The following is a 14,966-nucleotide window of genomic DNA, read 5'->3' as shown; positions in this document are numbered from 1 at the left end:
GGGGGGGGGGGGGGGGGGCCGCCGCCACCGCGGGGGTGATCACTTGAGACCGTGCTCCGCGCACGCGTCGGCGTACGCTGCGGTGCAGATCTGGTCGATCGTGTACAGGCCGTCGGCGACGACCGTGTCCTTGATGTTGTCGACGGTCACGGCGACCGGCTTCAGCAGGAACGACGGGACTGCGTCACCGCTGGCGGTGTCGGCAGTGGTGTCGGCCTCGGGCGACTCGCCCTTGGTCAGAGCGACGGCCAGCTCGGCGGCCTGGTACGCCTCCGGTTTGAACGCCTTGTAGACGGTCATGAACTGGTCGCCGGCGAGAATGCGCTGGATGCCGGCGAGCGAGGCGTCCTGACCCGTGACGGGGGGAAGCGGCGTGATGCCACCGGCCTTGAGCGCTGCGATCGCACCGGCTGCGGTGTCGTCGTTCGCGTCGTAGACGCCCTGGATCTTGTCGCCGAACTGCGTCACCTGACCGGAGACCCAGTCCTGAGCCTTCGGCGGCTCCCATCCGGGTGTGTCGAACTCGGCGAGCACGCTCAGGCCGGACGCGTCGATGATGCTGTGCGCGCCCTTCTTGAACTGCGCGGCGTTCGGGTCGGTCGGCGATCCGTTGACCATGATGATGCCGGCATCCTCGGGCAGCCCGAGCTCCTTCATCTGGTCGACCAGTGCCTGCGCCTGCAGCTCGCCGACCTTCTCGTTGTCGAACGAGACGTAGTACGAGACATCCGCGCTGTCGATCAGACGGTCATAGGAGATGACGGGCACGTTCTTGGCCTTGGCCTGGTTGACCACGGCGGCCGCGGCCTTGCCGTCGAACGGGTCGAGCACGAGCACGTCGACGCCCTGCGTCAGCATCGACTCGGCCTGCTGCTGCTGCTTGGCGGCGTCGCCGTCGGCGTTGGCGAAGATCACCTTGCAGTCGTCGCAGAGCTCCTTCACGCGCTCCTCGAAGTACGGCTTGTCCGCGGCGGCGTAGCGCTCGGTGACGTTGTCGGGCAGGAGCAGGCCGATCGTCGCGGCGCCTCCGTCCTTGCCGGAATCGGCCGGCTTGTCACCGGTCGACGTGCCGTTGGAACATGCGCTGAGCATGCCGACGGAGAGTGCGAGCGCGGCGCCAGCCACCAGCGTCCGCTTGGTCATGTTCTTCATCGAAACCTCCATAGCTGTGCCGACCACCTTGGCGACTTCCTGAGTGTGGCAGTCTTCACGCGTTGACGTCAAGACTTGAACTCAATCCGTTACCTCCGTCATTCGCGCACGTTCATCTCGTCGATCGCGCGCACGGCGGCGCCGCGCGCCGACGCCGACGGTCCGAGCTGTCCCTGCACCACGTCGGGGACGGCCGCCCCGGTGACGATCACGGTGTTCTCCATCGCCAGGCGGATGGGTCCGAGCAGCAGCTCACCGGCCCGCGCCAGGTCGCCGCCCACGACGATCCGCTCGGGGTCGAATAGGTTGCACAGGTTGCCCGCGGCCAGTCCGATGTGCCGACCGGCCTCGGCCAGCGCCCGGATGCAGTCGTCGTCGTTCGCCATCGCCCGCAGCACCACGTCGCCGACCTTCGTGATGCCCCCGGCGTCGCCCAGGCGCTCCAGGATCGCGGGGCCGCCGGCGATCGCCTCCAGGCATCCGCGGTTGCCGCACCGGCACAGCGGACCGTCCTCGACGATCACGGTGTGACCGAGCTCGCCCGCGGTGCCGTTGTGCCCGCGCAGCACACGCCCGTCGAGCACCAGGCCCGCGCCGACCCCGTCGCCGACGTCCAGGTACACGACGTTCTGCGTGCCGCGCCCTGCGCCCAGCCGCGCCTCGGCGAGGGCGGCGAGGTTCGAGGCGTTGTCGAGGAACACCGGCTGGCGCAGCCGCCGGTGCACCACCTCGACGATGTCCACCCCGGTCCAGCCGCGCAGGATCCCCCGGCCCGCGACCCGCCCCGACGCGCGGTCGATCGGCGCCGAGACGGCCACGCCCACGCCCCGCAGCTCGTCGATGCCGGAGTCGAGATTGGCGAGGATGTCCGACAGCAGCAGCGATGCGCGATCCAGCTCGTTGTCGGCGCGGTGATCGCGCGCCAGCGGCATGTGGTTCTCGCCCAGCACGGTGCCGTTCACGTCGGCGACCAGCACGCGCAGGTGGCGCGCCGCGACGTGCACCCCGGCGACCAGCCCGACCGCGCGCGCGAACGAGACCAGCGTCGCCCGGCGACCGCTGCGGATGCTCGGCGTGGTGCGCAGGATGCCGGCTGCCGCCAGCTCCTTGACGATGTTCGAGACGGATGCCGCGGACAGTCCCGTCACGGCGGCGAGCTCCACCTGCGTCAGGCTGCCCTGCTTCTTGATCGCGGCGGTCACGCGACGCCGGTTGGCTTCACGCAGTGAAGCCTGAGACCCGGGAGGACGCCGATGTGATGCCACGACGACACACTACCCGGCAGAGGGATCACCGCGCGATCATCGGCTCACCACCGCTCGTCGGAATGCCGGCGGACCTCCCTGCGTTCGGGGTGGTGATGAGTGCCACTGAGATCACCCCCGCGCTGTCCGTTCTCGATCTCGTCCCGGTGCGCACCGGGCAGAGCTCCGCGCAGGCGATCGCCGCGTCGATGGCGCTCGCCGTGCGCGCGGACGCGCTGGGCTGGCGCCGCTACTGGTTCGCCGAGCACCACAACATGCCCGCTGTCGCCTCGACCACCCCACCGGTGCTGATCGCAGCCGCCGCCTCGCGCACCTCGCGGATCCGGGTCGGCTCGGGCGGGGTGATGCTGCCCAACCACGCTCCGCTCATCGTCGCCGAGCAGTTCGCCGCGCTCGAGGCCATCGCCCCCGGCCGCATCGACCTGGGCATCGGTCGCGCACCGGGCAGCGACCCGGTGATCACGCAGCTGCTGCGCCAGTCCGGCACCACCGGCGATGTGGAGCGTTTCCCCTCGCACGTGCAGGACATCGCGCTCATGCTGGGCCAGGACGGCGCCACGGTGCGCTTCACCAGCGGCGGGGAGTACGCCGTGCGGGCCACGCCCGCGGCATCCGGATCGCCGCAGGTCTGGCTGCTGGGCTCCAGCGACTACTCGGCGCGGCTGGCGGCCTCGCTGGGCCTGCCCTACGTGTTCGCGAACCACTTCTCCGGCCAGGGCCTCGAGCGCGCGCTCGAGCTGTACCGCTCGGAGTTCGCGGCCGGCGAGACGCTGGCCGAGCCGCGGACGTTCCTGACCGCGAACGTCGTCGCCGCCCCGACCGACGAAGAGGCGCAGGCGCGCGCCCTGCCGCAGCTGCGCATGATGGCGCGGCTGCGCTCCGGTCGGCCGCTGGCCGCGCTCGAGACCGTCGAGCAGGCCCAGCGCGGGCTGGCGGAGGGGCCGGATGCCGGTGAGCAGACGCTGCTCGACAGCATCCGCTCCTCCTGGTTCGTCGGCACCGGCCCGGACGTGCGGCGCGAACTGGACGCGTTCGCCGCGCAGCACGGGGTCGACGAGATCATGGTCTCGCCCGTGGCCGGCTCCTTCGAGTCGGAGCCCCTCGACGCGACTCCCGGTCGCGAGCAGACGCTGGAGCTGCTGGCGGGCTGAGCCGGCGCACCGGCGGGCCCGTCAGCCCTTCACGGCGCCGCCGAGGCCGGCCGAGCGCAGGAAGACCGACTGGAACGCCAGGAACATCGCGATCGGGATCAGGGTCGCGATCGCCAGGGCGGCCAGGAACACGTCCAGCTCGGTCTGCGACTGCACGGCCGGCAGCCGCACCGACAGCGGCTGCACCGCGGGGTCGGGCAGCACCAGCATCGGCCACAGGTAGTCCTTCCACGCCGCGATGATCGCGAACACCGAGACGACCCCGAGGATCGGTTTGGACATCGGCAGCACGACCGACCAGAACAGCCGCACCGGACCCGCCCCGTCGGTGCGCGCCGCCTCGAACACCTCTCGCGGCAGGGCGTCGAAGAACCGCTTGACGAGCAGGATGTTGAACGCGTTGGCGGCCATCGGCAGCCACACGGCCAGGTAGTTGTTCAGCATCGACTGGCCGATCAGCGGCGGATGCACGATCGTGAGGTACAGCGGCACCAGCAGCACGACCCCGGGGATGAACAGCGTCGCCAGCACGAGTCCGTTCAGGATCGGCGCGTACCGCGGCTTGAGCACCGACAGCCCGTAGCCCGCCGTCGTCGCGATGAACAGCTGGAAGAACCACGCCCCCAGGGCGAGGACGATCGTGTTCCAGAAGTAGTGCGAGATGCCGATGTCGTTCCACGCGGTGGACAGGTTCGCCCAGTCGATGCCGTTCGGCCACAGCGCGAACGGCTGCTGCAGGGTGTCCTGCGTGGGCGTGACCGCCGCCTTGGCCAGCCACAGGATCGGCCCCAGCCCGGCGATCGTCAGCGTGACGAGCAGGAAGACGTGCGTCGCGCTCATCCCGGCGCGCACGCCGCGGCGGCCGCGATCGTAGGCCGAGACGATGGTCCTGTCCTGCTCCGCGGCGCGTCGACCGGCGCGTCGCCCGGCTCGGTGATCGGCGACGCGCCCGGCGCGGTGCTCTCTGACAGTGCTCATGAGCTGCTCCAGCGGTTGGTCAGCCGGAAGTACAGCCAGCTGAGGATGGCGAGGGCGATCGCGAGCAGGACCGAGACGGCGGTGGCCTCGCCGTACGCGCCGCCCAGACTGTTCCGGAAGGCCTTGTCGTAGATGTAGAGCAGGATCGTGCGCGTCGCACCGGCCGGCCCGCCGCCGGTGAACAGGAACGGCTCCAGGAAGACCTGCGCGGTCGCGATCACCTGCAGGATGAGCATGATGAACAGGATGCCGCGCAGCTGCGGCAGCGTGACGTGCCAGACCTTGCGCCAGATCGACGCGCCGTCGACCTCGGCCGCGTCGTACAACTCGGCCGGCACGCCCAGCAGGGCCGCCAGGTAGATGATGATGGATCCGCCGGCCCCGGCCCAGGTGGCCTCGAGCACCAGCGAGGGCATCGCCTGCACAGCATCCTGGATCCACGGCTGCGGCGGGATGCCCACGGCGCCGAGCACCGTGTTGAAGACGCCGTTCGCGTCGGCCGAGTAGAAGAACTTCCACAGCAGCACGGCGACCACGGGCGGGACGACAACAGGCAGATAGGCCAGCGCGGAGTACAGTCCCTTCGCTCTTCTGACCTCGCTCATCAGCACCGCCATGAACAGCGGGATGGGGAAGCCGAAGATCAGCGCGAGCACGGCGAACCACAGCGTGTTGACCACGGCCTCGCCGAGCAGCGGGTCGGAGAGCACCTTGAGGTAGTTGTCGAATCCCACCCACTGCGCGGTGATCAGGTTGGTCTTCTGCAGACTCATCACCACCGACTGCACGATGGGCGACCAGCTGAAGACCCCGAAGACGACGATCATCGGCAGCAGGAACAGCAGGTTCCACAGTCCGCCGCGCCGCAGCCACGTCATCGGCGTGCGCCGGGCGGTTCGTCGTCGGGTCAGCCGCTGCGTCATCGCGGCTTCGGCATCGGTTTCGCCGAGCCGCGCCTCTTCTGCGAGCTGTGTCACGTCGTTCTCCCCATCTCGGGCGCGGTTCCGGGGCCGCCGGCACGCGTCGCGGCGACCCCGGAATGTCTCACTGATCCAGCAGTGCCTGCGCGTCGGTCTGCGCCTTCGTCAGCAGCGCGTCGATATCGGCATTCTCCTGCGTGAGCACGGTCTGCACGACCGAGTCGAGCAGGGCGTAGACCTCCTGGGTCTTCTTCTTCGGCTCGCCCACCGGGGTCTGCTCCCAGATGTTGTCGATGAAGGACGACATCTGCTCGCGCGGCACGTTGATGTACGGCTCGATCCAGGTCAGCGACTCCTCGTACAGGTCACGGCTGAGCACCGGCAGCAGGGGCGTACCCACCGCCTGCCCCGAATCGGCCAGCGTCTTCGCGTCAGCGACCGCGGCATCCTCGTCCAGCAGCTTCTGCATGTAGTACCAGTCGATCCAGGCCACCGCGGCATCCTTCTTCGCGTCGTCGATGGTGGGGCTGACCACCGCGACATCCCCGCCGCCGAGCGTGCCCGCGTCCTCGCCCTCGGTCGGAACGACGCCGAGTCCGTAGACGTCGGGCGTCAAGCCGAAATCGCGCACGAGCGCCGTGTACACGTCGGATCCGGTGACGTACATGCCGATGTTGCCGGCGGCGAACTCCTGGTTGATCGTGCCCCAGTCCAGATCGAACTTCGACCCGAAGGAGCCGTCCTCCCAGCGCAGGTCGTGCAGGAACTGCAGCGCGGCCTTCGTCGCATCGTTGTCGATCGTCGAGGTGGCCGAGCCGTCGGTCTCATCGGTCTGCGTCCGGCCGCCGCGCGCCACGGTCGCCGCCGTCAGCTGCCAGCCGCCGGTGTTGCCCGCGGCCATCTGCGCGAAGCCGGCCTTGCCGGTCTTCTCGGAGATCTGCTTGGCGTAGGAGCGCACCTCGTCCCAGGTCGTCGGCGGCTTGTCCGGGTCGAGGCCGGCGGCCTCGAACAGGTCGCGGTTGTAGTGCAGGCCCATCGCATAGGCCTGACGCGGGAAGCCGTAGATCTTCCCGTCCGAGCTGGTGACGCCGTCGAGGATGACCGGGTTGAACTTGTCGGCGTAGCCGAGCTTCTTCACGGCATCCGTCACGTCGGTCAGCTGTCCGTTCTCGAGCAGCGTCTTGGTGTCGGTGAACGGCACGGTGAACACGTCCGGCAGCGATCCGCCGGCCAGCTGCACGGCGAAGGTGGGGCCCTTCCACTCGTACTCGACACCGATGATGTCGATGTTCTCGTGCTCGGACTCGAACTGCTTCTCCTGGGCGGCGAACGCTTCGTACGCGGCCGCGTCGGCGCCGGGCGGGAACGTCGCGACGCGCAGCTGGACGCGCCCGTCGTCGGAGGAGGAGCTGTCCGGAGATGTCGAACAGCCGGCGAGCGCGCCGACGACGGCGATCGTCGCCGCGCCTGCGAGCAGGACCTTGCGTGGTGACCTCATTGTCGTACCTTTCTTGTGCGGGCGGGCGCGTGGTGCGGTCTGCGCCCGTTCATCCCTGGTTCCCGGCATCCGCTGGAGCGGATGCCGTCTGCAGCCACGCGGCTGTGTCGCGCGGCAGAAGCCTGTCGGTGAGCGGCCCGCTGGTCAGGACGACCTCTCCTGCGGGCAGGGGCACGGGATCGGAGCCGGTGTTGAGGATGCAGACGAAGTCCGCACCGCGCCGGAAGGCGAGCACATCGTCGCCGAGGCCGTCCAGCCAGGCGAGCGCGCCGCTGCGGAGGACGCCGATCTCGCGGCGCACGCGCAGCGTGCGCCGGTAGAGGGCCAGCATCGATCCGGCATCCAGGTCCTGCGCATCCGCCGTCAGCCGCCCCCACCCCTCCGGCTGCGGGAGCCACGGCTCCGCAGTGGTCGAGAAGCCGTACGGCGGCCGGTCGCCCGACCAGGGCAGGGGCACGCGGCATCCGTCCCGGCCCGGGTCCACGCCGCCGGAGCGGAAGTGCATCGGATCCTCGATGCGGTCGCGAGGCAGGTCCTCCACCTCGGACAGTCCCAGCTCGTCACCCTGGTAGATGTACAGGCAGCCGGGCAGCGCGGCGACGACGACGCTCATGGCGCGGGCGCGCCGCGTGCCGAGCTCGAGGTCGGTCGGGGTGTCGAAGCGCTTGTCGAGGAAGGCGAAGCCGGTCTCCTCACGGCCGTAGCGGGTGACCGGGCGGGTGACATCGTGGTTGGAGAGCACCCAGGTGCTCGGCGCGGCGACGGGCGCATGGGCGCGCAGCGTCTGATCGATCGACGCGCGCAGGGCGGTGGCCTGATAGGGGCGCGTCATGAAGTCGAAGTTGAACGCCGTGTGCAGCTCGTCCGGGCGCAGATAGGCGGCGAACCGCTCGATGTCGTCCAGCCAGATCTCGCCCACCAGCACGCGCGGCTCGTCGTAGTCGTCGGCGATCGCCCGCCACGACCGGTAGATGTCGTGCAGCTCGTCGCGGTCCTGGGTGGGATGCGAGCCGTCGGCGCTCTCGCCGACCTCGGGCAGCGCGGGATCCTTCACCAGCAGCGCCGCCGAGTCGATGCGCACGCCGGCGACGCCGCGGTCGAACCAGAACCTCAGGATCTCCTCGTGCTCGGTGCGCACGTCCGGGTGGTTCCAGTTGAGGTCGGGCTGCTCGGGCGTGAACAGATGCAGGTACCACTCGCCGGGCGTGCCGTCCGCGTTCGTGGTGCGCGTCCACGTGGAGCCCTGGAAGCTCGAGACCCATTCGGTCGGGATGGTCGCACCGTCCTCGCCCTTGCCGGGGTGGAACCAGAAGCGGTCGCGGGCCGGGTCGCCCGGTTGCGCGGCGAGCGCCTCCTGGAACCACGGATGCTGATCGCTGATGTGATTCGGGACGATGTCGATGATCGTGCGGATGCCGAGCGCGCGCGCCTCGGCGATGAGCGCCTCCGCGTCGGCGAGCTCTCCGAACCAGGGATGGATGCCGCGGTAGTCGATGACGTCATAGCCGCCGTCCGCGAACGGAGAGGGGTACCAGGGGTTGAACCACAGTGCGTCGACGCCGAGCTCGGCCAGGTACGGCAGGTGCGCGCGCACTCCGCGCAGATCGCCGATGCCGTCGTCATCGCCATCGGCGAAGCTGCGCACGTACACCTGGTAGATCACGGCGGATCTCCACCACTCGTCGTCTCGTTCTCGCGCCGGGACTGCGTCGTCCATGGTTCTCCGTCGATCAGGTCCGGCCACGGTGGCCGATGTGACCAAGGTAGCTTTCTCGATAGCGAAACGCAAGAGATTGATGAAATTACGCAAATATACAACGTAGAGAGGGCAGCGCGAAGCGATGGCTGCGCCACGAGGCGCGCTGGCGCGACCGGGCGCACCCGGTCGGCATCCGCCGGTCGGCTTCGTCAGCGCGCGAGCGGCGCCGTCGACATCCGCAGCACGAGTTCGGGCTCGAAGAGCAGCTCCTCGGCGGCAGTGGCGGTGCCGCCGATCTGGGCGAGCAGCAGCTCGACCGCCGCCTTCCCCATGGCCTCGATCGGCTGCCGCACGGTCGTCAGCGGCGGCTCGGTGCAGCTCATCAGCGCCGAGTCGTCGAAGCCCACCACCGAGAGGTCCTCCGGTACGCTCAGCCCGGCCCTGCGGGCCGCGCGGATCGCTCCGAGGGCGAGCGGGTCGCTCGCGCAGACGATGGCCGTGGCACCGCGATCGATGAGCTTGGCGGCGCCGGCCTGACCGGACTCGAGCGCGTACAGCCCGTGCACCACCATGTCGTCCTGCAGCGGATCCCCGATGCGGTCGAGCAGCCTGCGCACGGCGGCGAGCTTGCGCTGCGAGGGGATGTGGTCGGTGGGGCCGAGCAGGATGCCGATGCGGCGGTGCCCCAGCTGGCGCAGGTGCGAGATCGCCTGCTCCCCCGCCGCCGCGTCGTCGGTGGCGACGGTCTGGAACGAGAGCGTGTCGACAGGGGCGCTGAGCAGCACGGTGGGCAGGTTCACCCGGCGCAGCCGCTGGTAGTGGCCGTGCGAGGCCTCGGCCTGGGTGTAGAGGCCGCCCAGGAAGATCACGCCCGACACGTGCTGCGCGAGCAGCAGGTCGATGTAGTCGGCCTCGGTGATGCCACCCGCGTTCTGCGTGCACAGCACCGGCGTGTAGCCGTTCTGCGCGAGGCCGCCGCCGACGATCTCGGCCAGCGCGGGGAAGATCGGGTTGGTCAGCTCGGGCGCCACCAGGCCGACCAGTCGGGCGCGCTCGCCGCGCAGCTTGGTCGGACGCTCGTAGCCGAGCACGTCCAGTGCCGTCAGGACCGCCTCCCGCGTGGCATCCGAGACGCCCGGCTTGCCGTTGAGCACCCGCGAGACCGTCGCCTCGCTGACGCCCACTTTCCTGGCCACCTCGGCAAGACGTTTCGTCATGCCTTCATCTTACGCAAGTGGATTGCAACTGCGCGCAAGAAATCGATCGTGGCGGGGGTGTGGCCGGGCCGGATGGAAACCGCCGGTCCACGCGCCCTCGCGCCAACGTTATGCATCTCGCCCGCCCCAGCCAGATGGAAAGCGCCGTTCCACGCGCCCTCGCGCCAACGTTACGCATCCCGCCCACCCCAGCCAGATGGAAAGCGCCGTTCCACGCGCCCTCACACCAACGTTATCCATCGTGCACGCCCGCGATCGCGTGTCTGCGATACGCCCTCCACAATCCGGCATCCGATCGACTTCTCCACAGTTTCCGGGGAATCGGGGGTTCGTGCGCGCAGCGTTCGGCCACCATATCGGCATGCGCCATCGGATCGCCCTCCCCGCACATCTCGGTCAGAGCTTCACTCTCCAGCAGGCTTCTGCAGCCGGCGTCGGCCGCTGGCGGCGTGACACCGTCGATCTGCACCGCCCGTTCCGCGGCATCCGCTCGACCAGCGCACCGCAGACCTTCGCCGAGACGATCGCGTGCCATCGGCCGGGGCTGAAAGCGGACCAGCTGTACGTCGGCAGAACCGCAGTTCGGCTGTGGGGCATGCCGCATCCGAAGGCATGGTCGCCGAAGGAGCCCGTCGAGATCGCGGTTCCTCCCGACCGCACGCCGCCGCGAACCGCTGGCGTGAAGGGCAGGAGGGTGGCCGCTCACCGCTTCACGACGTGCCGTGTCGACGGCTCACCTGTCGTGGATCCCATCACAGCGCTGTTCAGCTGCGCGCAGGAGCTGGCCGTCGACGAGGCGGTGATCCTGCTCGATGCGCTGATGACCTCGGCATCCAACTATCCGGATCTGCAGCCCGGCCGGCCGATCGTCAGCGCAGCCGATGTTGAGGAGCGGCTCGCGATCTGGCGGAGCTTTCCCGGGCATCGCACGATCCGCGCCGCGCTGTCGCGGGCCCGCCCGGGAGTCGAGTCCCCGAAGGAGTCCGAGACGCGGATGCTGCTCGTCTCCTCGGGGCTTCCCGAACCCGTCGTGCAGTATGAGGTTCGGGACCGGCAGCGTGTCATCGCCCGCGTCGACCTCGCCTACCCGGAGCTGAGGATCGCGATCGAGTACGAGGGCGACGGGCATCGCAGCAGCAAGGATCAGTGGCGCCGCGACATCCAGCGCCAGCGCGAGCTCGAGGATCGTGGCTGGATCGTCATCCGCCTCACCCAGCAGGATCTGGGCGCCGGATCCAGGGCGCTGCTGTCCCGCATCCGCCGCGCCATCCTGTCTCGCACCGCGTGAGCCGCCGTTATCCATCCGGACGCCGCGGACAAGATGGAAAACGTCGGCGCAAGAGGCCATTGACCGACCCTTTCCATCCGGACGCCGCGGGCAAGATGGAAAACGCCGGCGCGAGAGGCCATGGACCGACGTTATCCATCCGGACGCCGCGGACGAGATGGAAAACGTCGGCGCGAGCGGCCGCGGACCGACGTTTTGCATCCGGGCGCCGCGGCAAACGGGCAGGACGCGCAACCAGCGAGCGCGGCGGGCTACTCCTCGTCGGGCTCGCCGGTGATCAGGCCGCGCAGCCAGTCACGGGCCTCGACGAAGATCTCGTCGGCGTAGCGCTCCGGATACTGCACGATGCGCCGATCGGCGCGTGGATACGAGCCCAGGAAGACGACCCGCGGACTGAAGCGTCGGATGCCGAGCAGCGCATCGGCCATGCGCTCGTCGTGGATGTGACCGTCGGCATCCAGCACGAAGCGATACCGTCCCAGTTCGTCGCCGATCGGGCGCGACTCGATCAGCGACAGGTTGATGCCGCGCGTGGAGAACTGCTCGAGCATCTCGAGCAGCGCACCGGGGCGGTCGTCGGGCAGTTCAACGATGAGTGAGGTCTTGTCGGCGCCGGTGGGGGTGCCGACCGCCGCCGCGCGGGAGACGAGCACGAACCGGGTGACCGCGTTGTCGTTGTCGCCGATGCTCTCGGCGAGCACCTGCACGTCCTGATGCCGGACGATGCCGGGCGCGGCGATCGCCGCTTGAGCGGGCAGGGTTCCGTCCAGGATGCCGAGAGCGGATGCCACGTTGCTGGCCGCCGGCACGTGCGCGTGCGCCGGCAGATTCTCCCCCAGCCAGCTGTGGCACTGGGCGTACGCCACCGGATGCGCGGCGATCACGCGCACGTCGGAGAGCTCGGTGCCCGGCTGCGCGACCAGCACGAAGTTCACCTTGACCAGGTACTCGCCGACGATGCGCAGCCCCGGGTTGGTGGCCAGGGCGTCCTGCGTGGTGGAGACGCCGCCCTCGATGGAGTTCTCGATCGCGATCATCGCAGCATCCGATACTCCCGAGAGCACATCGGCCAGCGCCTCGCCGACGTTGTGCACGGGCTTCCAGATCTGACCGCGGGCCTCGGGCACCTGGTCGAGCGCCGCCTCGGTGAAGGTTCCGGCAGGGCCCAGGTAGCTGTACGTGCGGCGTTCGGTCACCCCGTCAGCCTAGTGACATGTCGCGGGGCGCTCCCAGACGTTGCAAGATGGGAGCATGACGAGTCGTGCAGGCCTCCCCGCGGAGGAAAAGGACCTCATCGATGTCGACGAGCTGATCGCCGCGTACTACGACCAGCATCCTGATCCGAAGGTCGCGACGCAGCGCGTCGTGTTCGGCACGAGCGGCCATCGCGGCTCCTCACTGTCGAAGAGCTTCAACGAGGATCACATCCTCGCCACCACGCAGGCCATCGTCGACTACCGCGCCGCGCAGGGGATCTCCGGCCCGCTCTTCCTCGGCCGCGACACACATGCGCTCTCGCTGCCCGCGGAGCGCAGCGCCATCGAGGTGCTGATCGCCAACGGTGTGGACGTGCGGGTGGATGCGCGGGATGCCTGGGTGCCCACTCCCGCGCTGAGCCACGCGATCCTCACCTACAACCGGGGCCACGCGGCCGACGACCCTGACCGCGCGGACGGCATCGTCGTGACGCCCAGCCACAACCCGCCCCGGGACGGCGGCTTCAAGTACAACCCTCCGCACGGCGGCCCCGCCGACACCGACGCGACCGGCTGGATCGCGCAGCGGGCCAACGAGCTGATCGAGGCCGGCCTGCAGGACGTGAAGCGGCAGAGCTTCGCCGACATCGACTGGGACTCGCTGCCCGGGTACGACTTCCGCGACGCGTACGTGCGCGACCTGCCCTCGATCATCGACCTCGAGGCGATCAAGCGCGCGGGCGTGCGCATCGGCGCCGATCCGCTGGGCGGCGCCTCCGTGGAGTACTGGCAGCTGATCAAGGAGATGCACGGGCTCGACCTGACCGTGGTGAACCCCGAGGTCGATCCGACCTGGCGCTTCATGACCCTCGACTGGGACGAGAAGATCCGGATGGATCCGTCGTCGCCCTCGGCCATGGCATCCCTCGTCGCCAAGAAGGGCGACTACGACGTGCTCACGGGCAACGACGCCGACGCCGACCGGCACGGCATCGTCACCCCGGATGCCGGGCTGATGAACCCCAACCACTATCTGGCCGTCGCGATCGACTACCTGTTCTCGCACCGCACCTCGTGGCCGCGCGATGCCGCGATCGGCAAGACGCTCGTCTCGTCGATGATCATCGACCGGGTCGCCGAGTCGCTGGGCCGCCGCCTGCTGGAGGTACCCGTCGGGTTCAAGTGGTTCGTGCCCGGTCTGCTCGATGGCTCGGTCGCGTTCGGCGGCGAGGAGTCGGCGGGCGCGTCGTTCCTGCGCCACGACGGCCGGGTGTGGTCGACCGACAAGGACGGCATCCTGCTGTGCCTGCTGGCGGCCGAGATCATCGCCGTGACCGGCAAGACGCCCTCGGAGCGGTACGCCGAGCTGGAGGCGGCGTTCGGAGCATCCACGTACCAGCGCGTGGACGCGCCGGCGACGCCCGAGCAGAAGGCGACGCTCGCTCGCCTGGCGCCGGATGCCGTGACCGCGACCGACCTGGCCGGCGAGGAGATCACCGCCAAGCTCTCGCACGCGCCAGGAAACGGCGCTTCGATCGGCGGGCTGAAGGTGCAGACCGAGCACGCCTGGTTCGCCGCGCGCCCCTCTGGCACGGAGGACGTCTACAAGCTGTACGCCGAGAGCCTGCGCGGCCCCGAGCACCTGGCCCAGGTGCAGGAGGAGGCCCGCGCGGTGGTCAGTGCCGCGCTCGGGGGCTGAGCGGGACGCGAGTGCCGCCCGCGTCGCGCACACGGGAACACCGGCACGACCCGGGAACGGATGCACGGCCAGATCGCGGCTTCGATCGTGCAGCCGTTCCCGGGTCGTGCATCCGTGCCTGTCAGTCCCCGCCCGGCGAGCCCAGCAGCTCGCGCACGCGGCTGGAGATGCGGGTGAACTCGGGCGTCTCGAGCGTCTGCGCGTACCCGCGCTCGGCGGGCAGGTCCACGCGATGCTCCTCGAGGATGCGGCCGGGGCGAGGGCTCATCACGACCACCCGGCTGGCGAGGTAGACCGCCTCGGCCACCGAATGGGTGACCAGCAGCACGGTGGTGCCGGTCTGCGCCCAGATGCGGTTGAGCTCGACGTTCATCTTCTCGCGCGTCAGCGCGTCCAGCGCGCCGAAGGGCTCGTCCATCAACAGCACCCGCGGCTCGTGCAGCAGGGCACGGCACAGCGACACGCGCTGCTGCATGCCGCCGGAGAGCTCGTGCGGCAGCGCCTTCTCGAAGCCGGTCAGGCCGGTCATCTCGATCAGCTCGTCGGCCCGCGCGTTGGCCTTCTTCATGTCCATGCCGCGCATCTCGGCCTGCAGCAGGATGTTGCCGCGCACACTGCGCCACTCCAGCAGCGCTGCGCGCTGGAAGACGTAGCCGATGTCCTGGCGGGGACCCGTCACATCCTCGCCGTTCAGCCTCACCATGCCGGAGCTCGGCAGGGTGAGGCCGGCGACGGCCTTGAGCAGGGTCGACTTGCCGCAGCCCGAAGGCCCCGCGATCGTGATGAACTCACCGGCCTGCACGTTCAGGTCGACGCCGTCCAGTGCCGTCACCGTGCCGCGCTTGGAGGCGAAGGTGATCGAGACGTCGGTGATCTCCAGCGCCGCGCTCGTCTGCGTCATGT

General features: G+C 69.7%; 12 protein-coding genes. 3 read left to right on the top strand and 9 right to left on the bottom strand.

All coding sequences use genetic code 11. The features are described from left to right. Window positions 1-39 precede the first annotated feature (39 nt). Both Q9R19_RS11510 and Q9R19_RS11505 read right to left on the bottom strand, forming a co-directional pair. On the bottom strand, window positions 40-1,152 hold the full coding sequence (locus tag Q9R19_RS11510; protein WP_311256524.1) for a sugar ABC transporter substrate-binding protein: 1,113 nt from the start codon (window positions 1,150-1,152) through the stop codon (window positions 40-42). 98 nt (window positions 1,153-1,250) lie between these two features. Beyond that, on the bottom strand, window positions 1,251-2,354 hold the full coding sequence (locus Q9R19_RS11505) for an ROK family transcriptional regulator (RefSeq protein WP_311256523.1): 1,104 nt from the start codon (window positions 2,352-2,354) through the stop codon (window positions 1,251-1,253). 158 nt (window positions 2,355-2,512) lie between these two features. On the opposite strand from Q9R19_RS11505, the gene Q9R19_RS11500 reads away from it, so the two are divergent. After that, window positions 2,513-3,568, top strand: coding sequence for an LLM class flavin-dependent oxidoreductase (locus Q9R19_RS11500; RefSeq protein WP_311256522.1), 1,056 nt, complete (start codon window positions 2,513-2,515; stop codon window positions 3,566-3,568). 21 nt (window positions 3,569-3,589) lie between these two features. Here Q9R19_RS11500 and Q9R19_RS11495 read toward each other — a convergent pair whose 3' ends face one another. The 5 genes from Q9R19_RS11495 to Q9R19_RS11475 all read right to left on the bottom strand — a co-directional run bounded on the left by Q9R19_RS11495 (window position 3,590) and on the right by Q9R19_RS11475 (window position 9,880). Beyond that, window positions 3,590-4,546 (bottom strand): carbohydrate ABC transporter permease, encoded by a 957-nt coding sequence (locus Q9R19_RS11495; RefSeq protein WP_396653480.1) that lies wholly within the window; start codon window positions 4,544-4,546, stop codon window positions 3,590-3,592. Beyond that, window positions 4,543-5,469 (bottom strand): sugar ABC transporter permease, encoded by a 927-nt coding sequence (locus Q9R19_RS11490; protein ID WP_311256544.1) that lies wholly within the window; start codon window positions 5,467-5,469, stop codon window positions 4,543-4,545. Before Q9R19_RS11490 ends, Q9R19_RS11495 begins: the two co-directional genes overlap by 4 nt. Window positions 5,470-5,590: 121 nt before the next feature. Next, the gene (locus Q9R19_RS11485) at window positions 5,591-6,964 is read right to left on the bottom strand and encodes an extracellular solute-binding protein (protein WP_311256521.1); all 1,374 of its coding nucleotides are present in this window, start codon (window positions 6,962-6,964) and stop codon (window positions 5,591-5,593) included. 49 nt (window positions 6,965-7,013) lie between these two features. Continuing rightward, entirely contained in the window at window positions 7,014-8,681 is a 1,668-nt protein-coding gene (locus tag Q9R19_RS11480) for a glycoside hydrolase family 13 protein (protein WP_311256520.1), read from the bottom strand. Window positions 8,682-8,872: 191 nt separating this feature from the next. After that, window positions 8,873-9,880 (bottom strand): LacI family DNA-binding transcriptional regulator, encoded by a 1,008-nt coding sequence (locus Q9R19_RS11475; RefSeq protein WP_311256519.1) that lies wholly within the window; start codon window positions 9,878-9,880, stop codon window positions 8,873-8,875. 361 nt (window positions 9,881-10,241) lie between these two features. On the opposite strand from Q9R19_RS11475, the gene Q9R19_RS11470 reads away from it, so the two are divergent. Then, complete coding sequence (locus Q9R19_RS11470) at window positions 10,242-11,168, top strand: DUF559 domain-containing protein (RefSeq protein ID WP_311256518.1); 927 nt, start codon at window positions 10,242-10,244, stop codon at window positions 11,166-11,168. Window positions 11,169-11,419: 251 nt separating this feature from the next. Here Q9R19_RS11470 and pheA read toward each other — a convergent pair whose 3' ends face one another. Continuing rightward, window positions 11,420-12,364 (bottom strand): prephenate dehydratase, encoded by a 945-nt coding sequence (gene pheA, locus Q9R19_RS11465; protein WP_311256517.1) that lies wholly within the window; start codon window positions 12,362-12,364, stop codon window positions 11,420-11,422. Window positions 12,365-12,419: 55 nt separating this feature from the next. On the opposite strand from pheA, the gene pgm reads away from it, so the two are divergent. After that, window positions 12,420-14,063 (top strand): phosphoglucomutase (alpha-D-glucose-1,6-bisphosphate-dependent), encoded by a 1,644-nt coding sequence (gene pgm / locus Q9R19_RS11460; protein WP_311256516.1) that lies wholly within the window; start codon window positions 12,420-12,422, stop codon window positions 14,061-14,063. Window positions 14,064-14,184: 121 nt separating this feature from the next. On the opposite strand, the gene Q9R19_RS11455 is transcribed toward pgm, so the two are convergent. Beyond that, window positions 14,185-14,964: an ABC transporter ATP-binding protein gene (locus tag Q9R19_RS11455; protein WP_311256515.1), complete on the bottom strand. Its 780-nt coding sequence runs from the start codon at window positions 14,962-14,964 to the stop codon at window positions 14,185-14,187. Window positions 14,965-14,966: the final 2 nt, after the last annotated feature.

Source organism: Microbacterium sp. ARD32 (assembly GCF_031844385.1).
Lineage (GTDB): Bacteria > Actinomycetota > Actinomycetes > Actinomycetales > Microbacteriaceae > Microbacterium.
The sequence above is the reverse complement of the archived record's forward strand: the minus strand, read 5'-3'. Positions and strand labels throughout refer to the sequence as shown.

Bases quoted from the DNA above. Each gene is read 5' to 3' on its own strand.
- Q9R19_RS11510 (WP_311256524.1), bottom strand. From the start codon at position 1,152: ATGAAGAACATGACCAAGCGGACGCTGGTGGCTGGCGCCGCGCTCGCA.
- Q9R19_RS11500 (WP_311256522.1), top strand. From the start codon at position 2,513: ATGAGTGCCACTGAGATCACCCCCGCGCTGTCCGTTCTCGATCTCGTC.
- Q9R19_RS11495 (WP_396653480.1), bottom strand. From the start codon at position 4,546: ATGAGCACTGTCAGAGAGCACCGCGCCGGGCGCGTCGCCGATCACCGA.
- Q9R19_RS11490 (WP_311256544.1), bottom strand. From the start codon at position 5,469: ATGACGCAGCGGCTGACCCGACGACGAACCGCCCGGCGCACGCCGATG.
- Q9R19_RS11485 (WP_311256521.1), bottom strand. From the start codon at position 6,964: ATGAGGTCACCACGCAAGGTCCTGCTCGCAGGCGCGGCGACGATCGCC.
- Q9R19_RS11480 (WP_311256520.1), bottom strand. From the start codon at position 8,681: ATGGACGACGCAGTCCCGGCGCGAGAACGAGACGACGAGTGGTGGAGA.
- Q9R19_RS11475 (WP_311256519.1), bottom strand. From the start codon at position 9,880: ATGACGAAACGTCTTGCCGAGGTGGCCAGGAAAGTGGGCGTCAGCGAG.
- Q9R19_RS11470 (WP_311256518.1), top strand. From the start codon at position 10,242: ATGCGCCATCGGATCGCCCTCCCCGCACATCTCGGTCAGAGCTTCACT.
- pgm (WP_311256516.1), top strand. From the start codon at position 12,420: ATGACGAGTCGTGCAGGCCTCCCCGCGGAGGAAAAGGACCTCATCGAT.
- Q9R19_RS11455 (WP_311256515.1), bottom strand. From the start codon at position 14,964: ATGACGCAGACGAGCGCGGCGCTGGAGATCACCGACGTCTCGATCACC.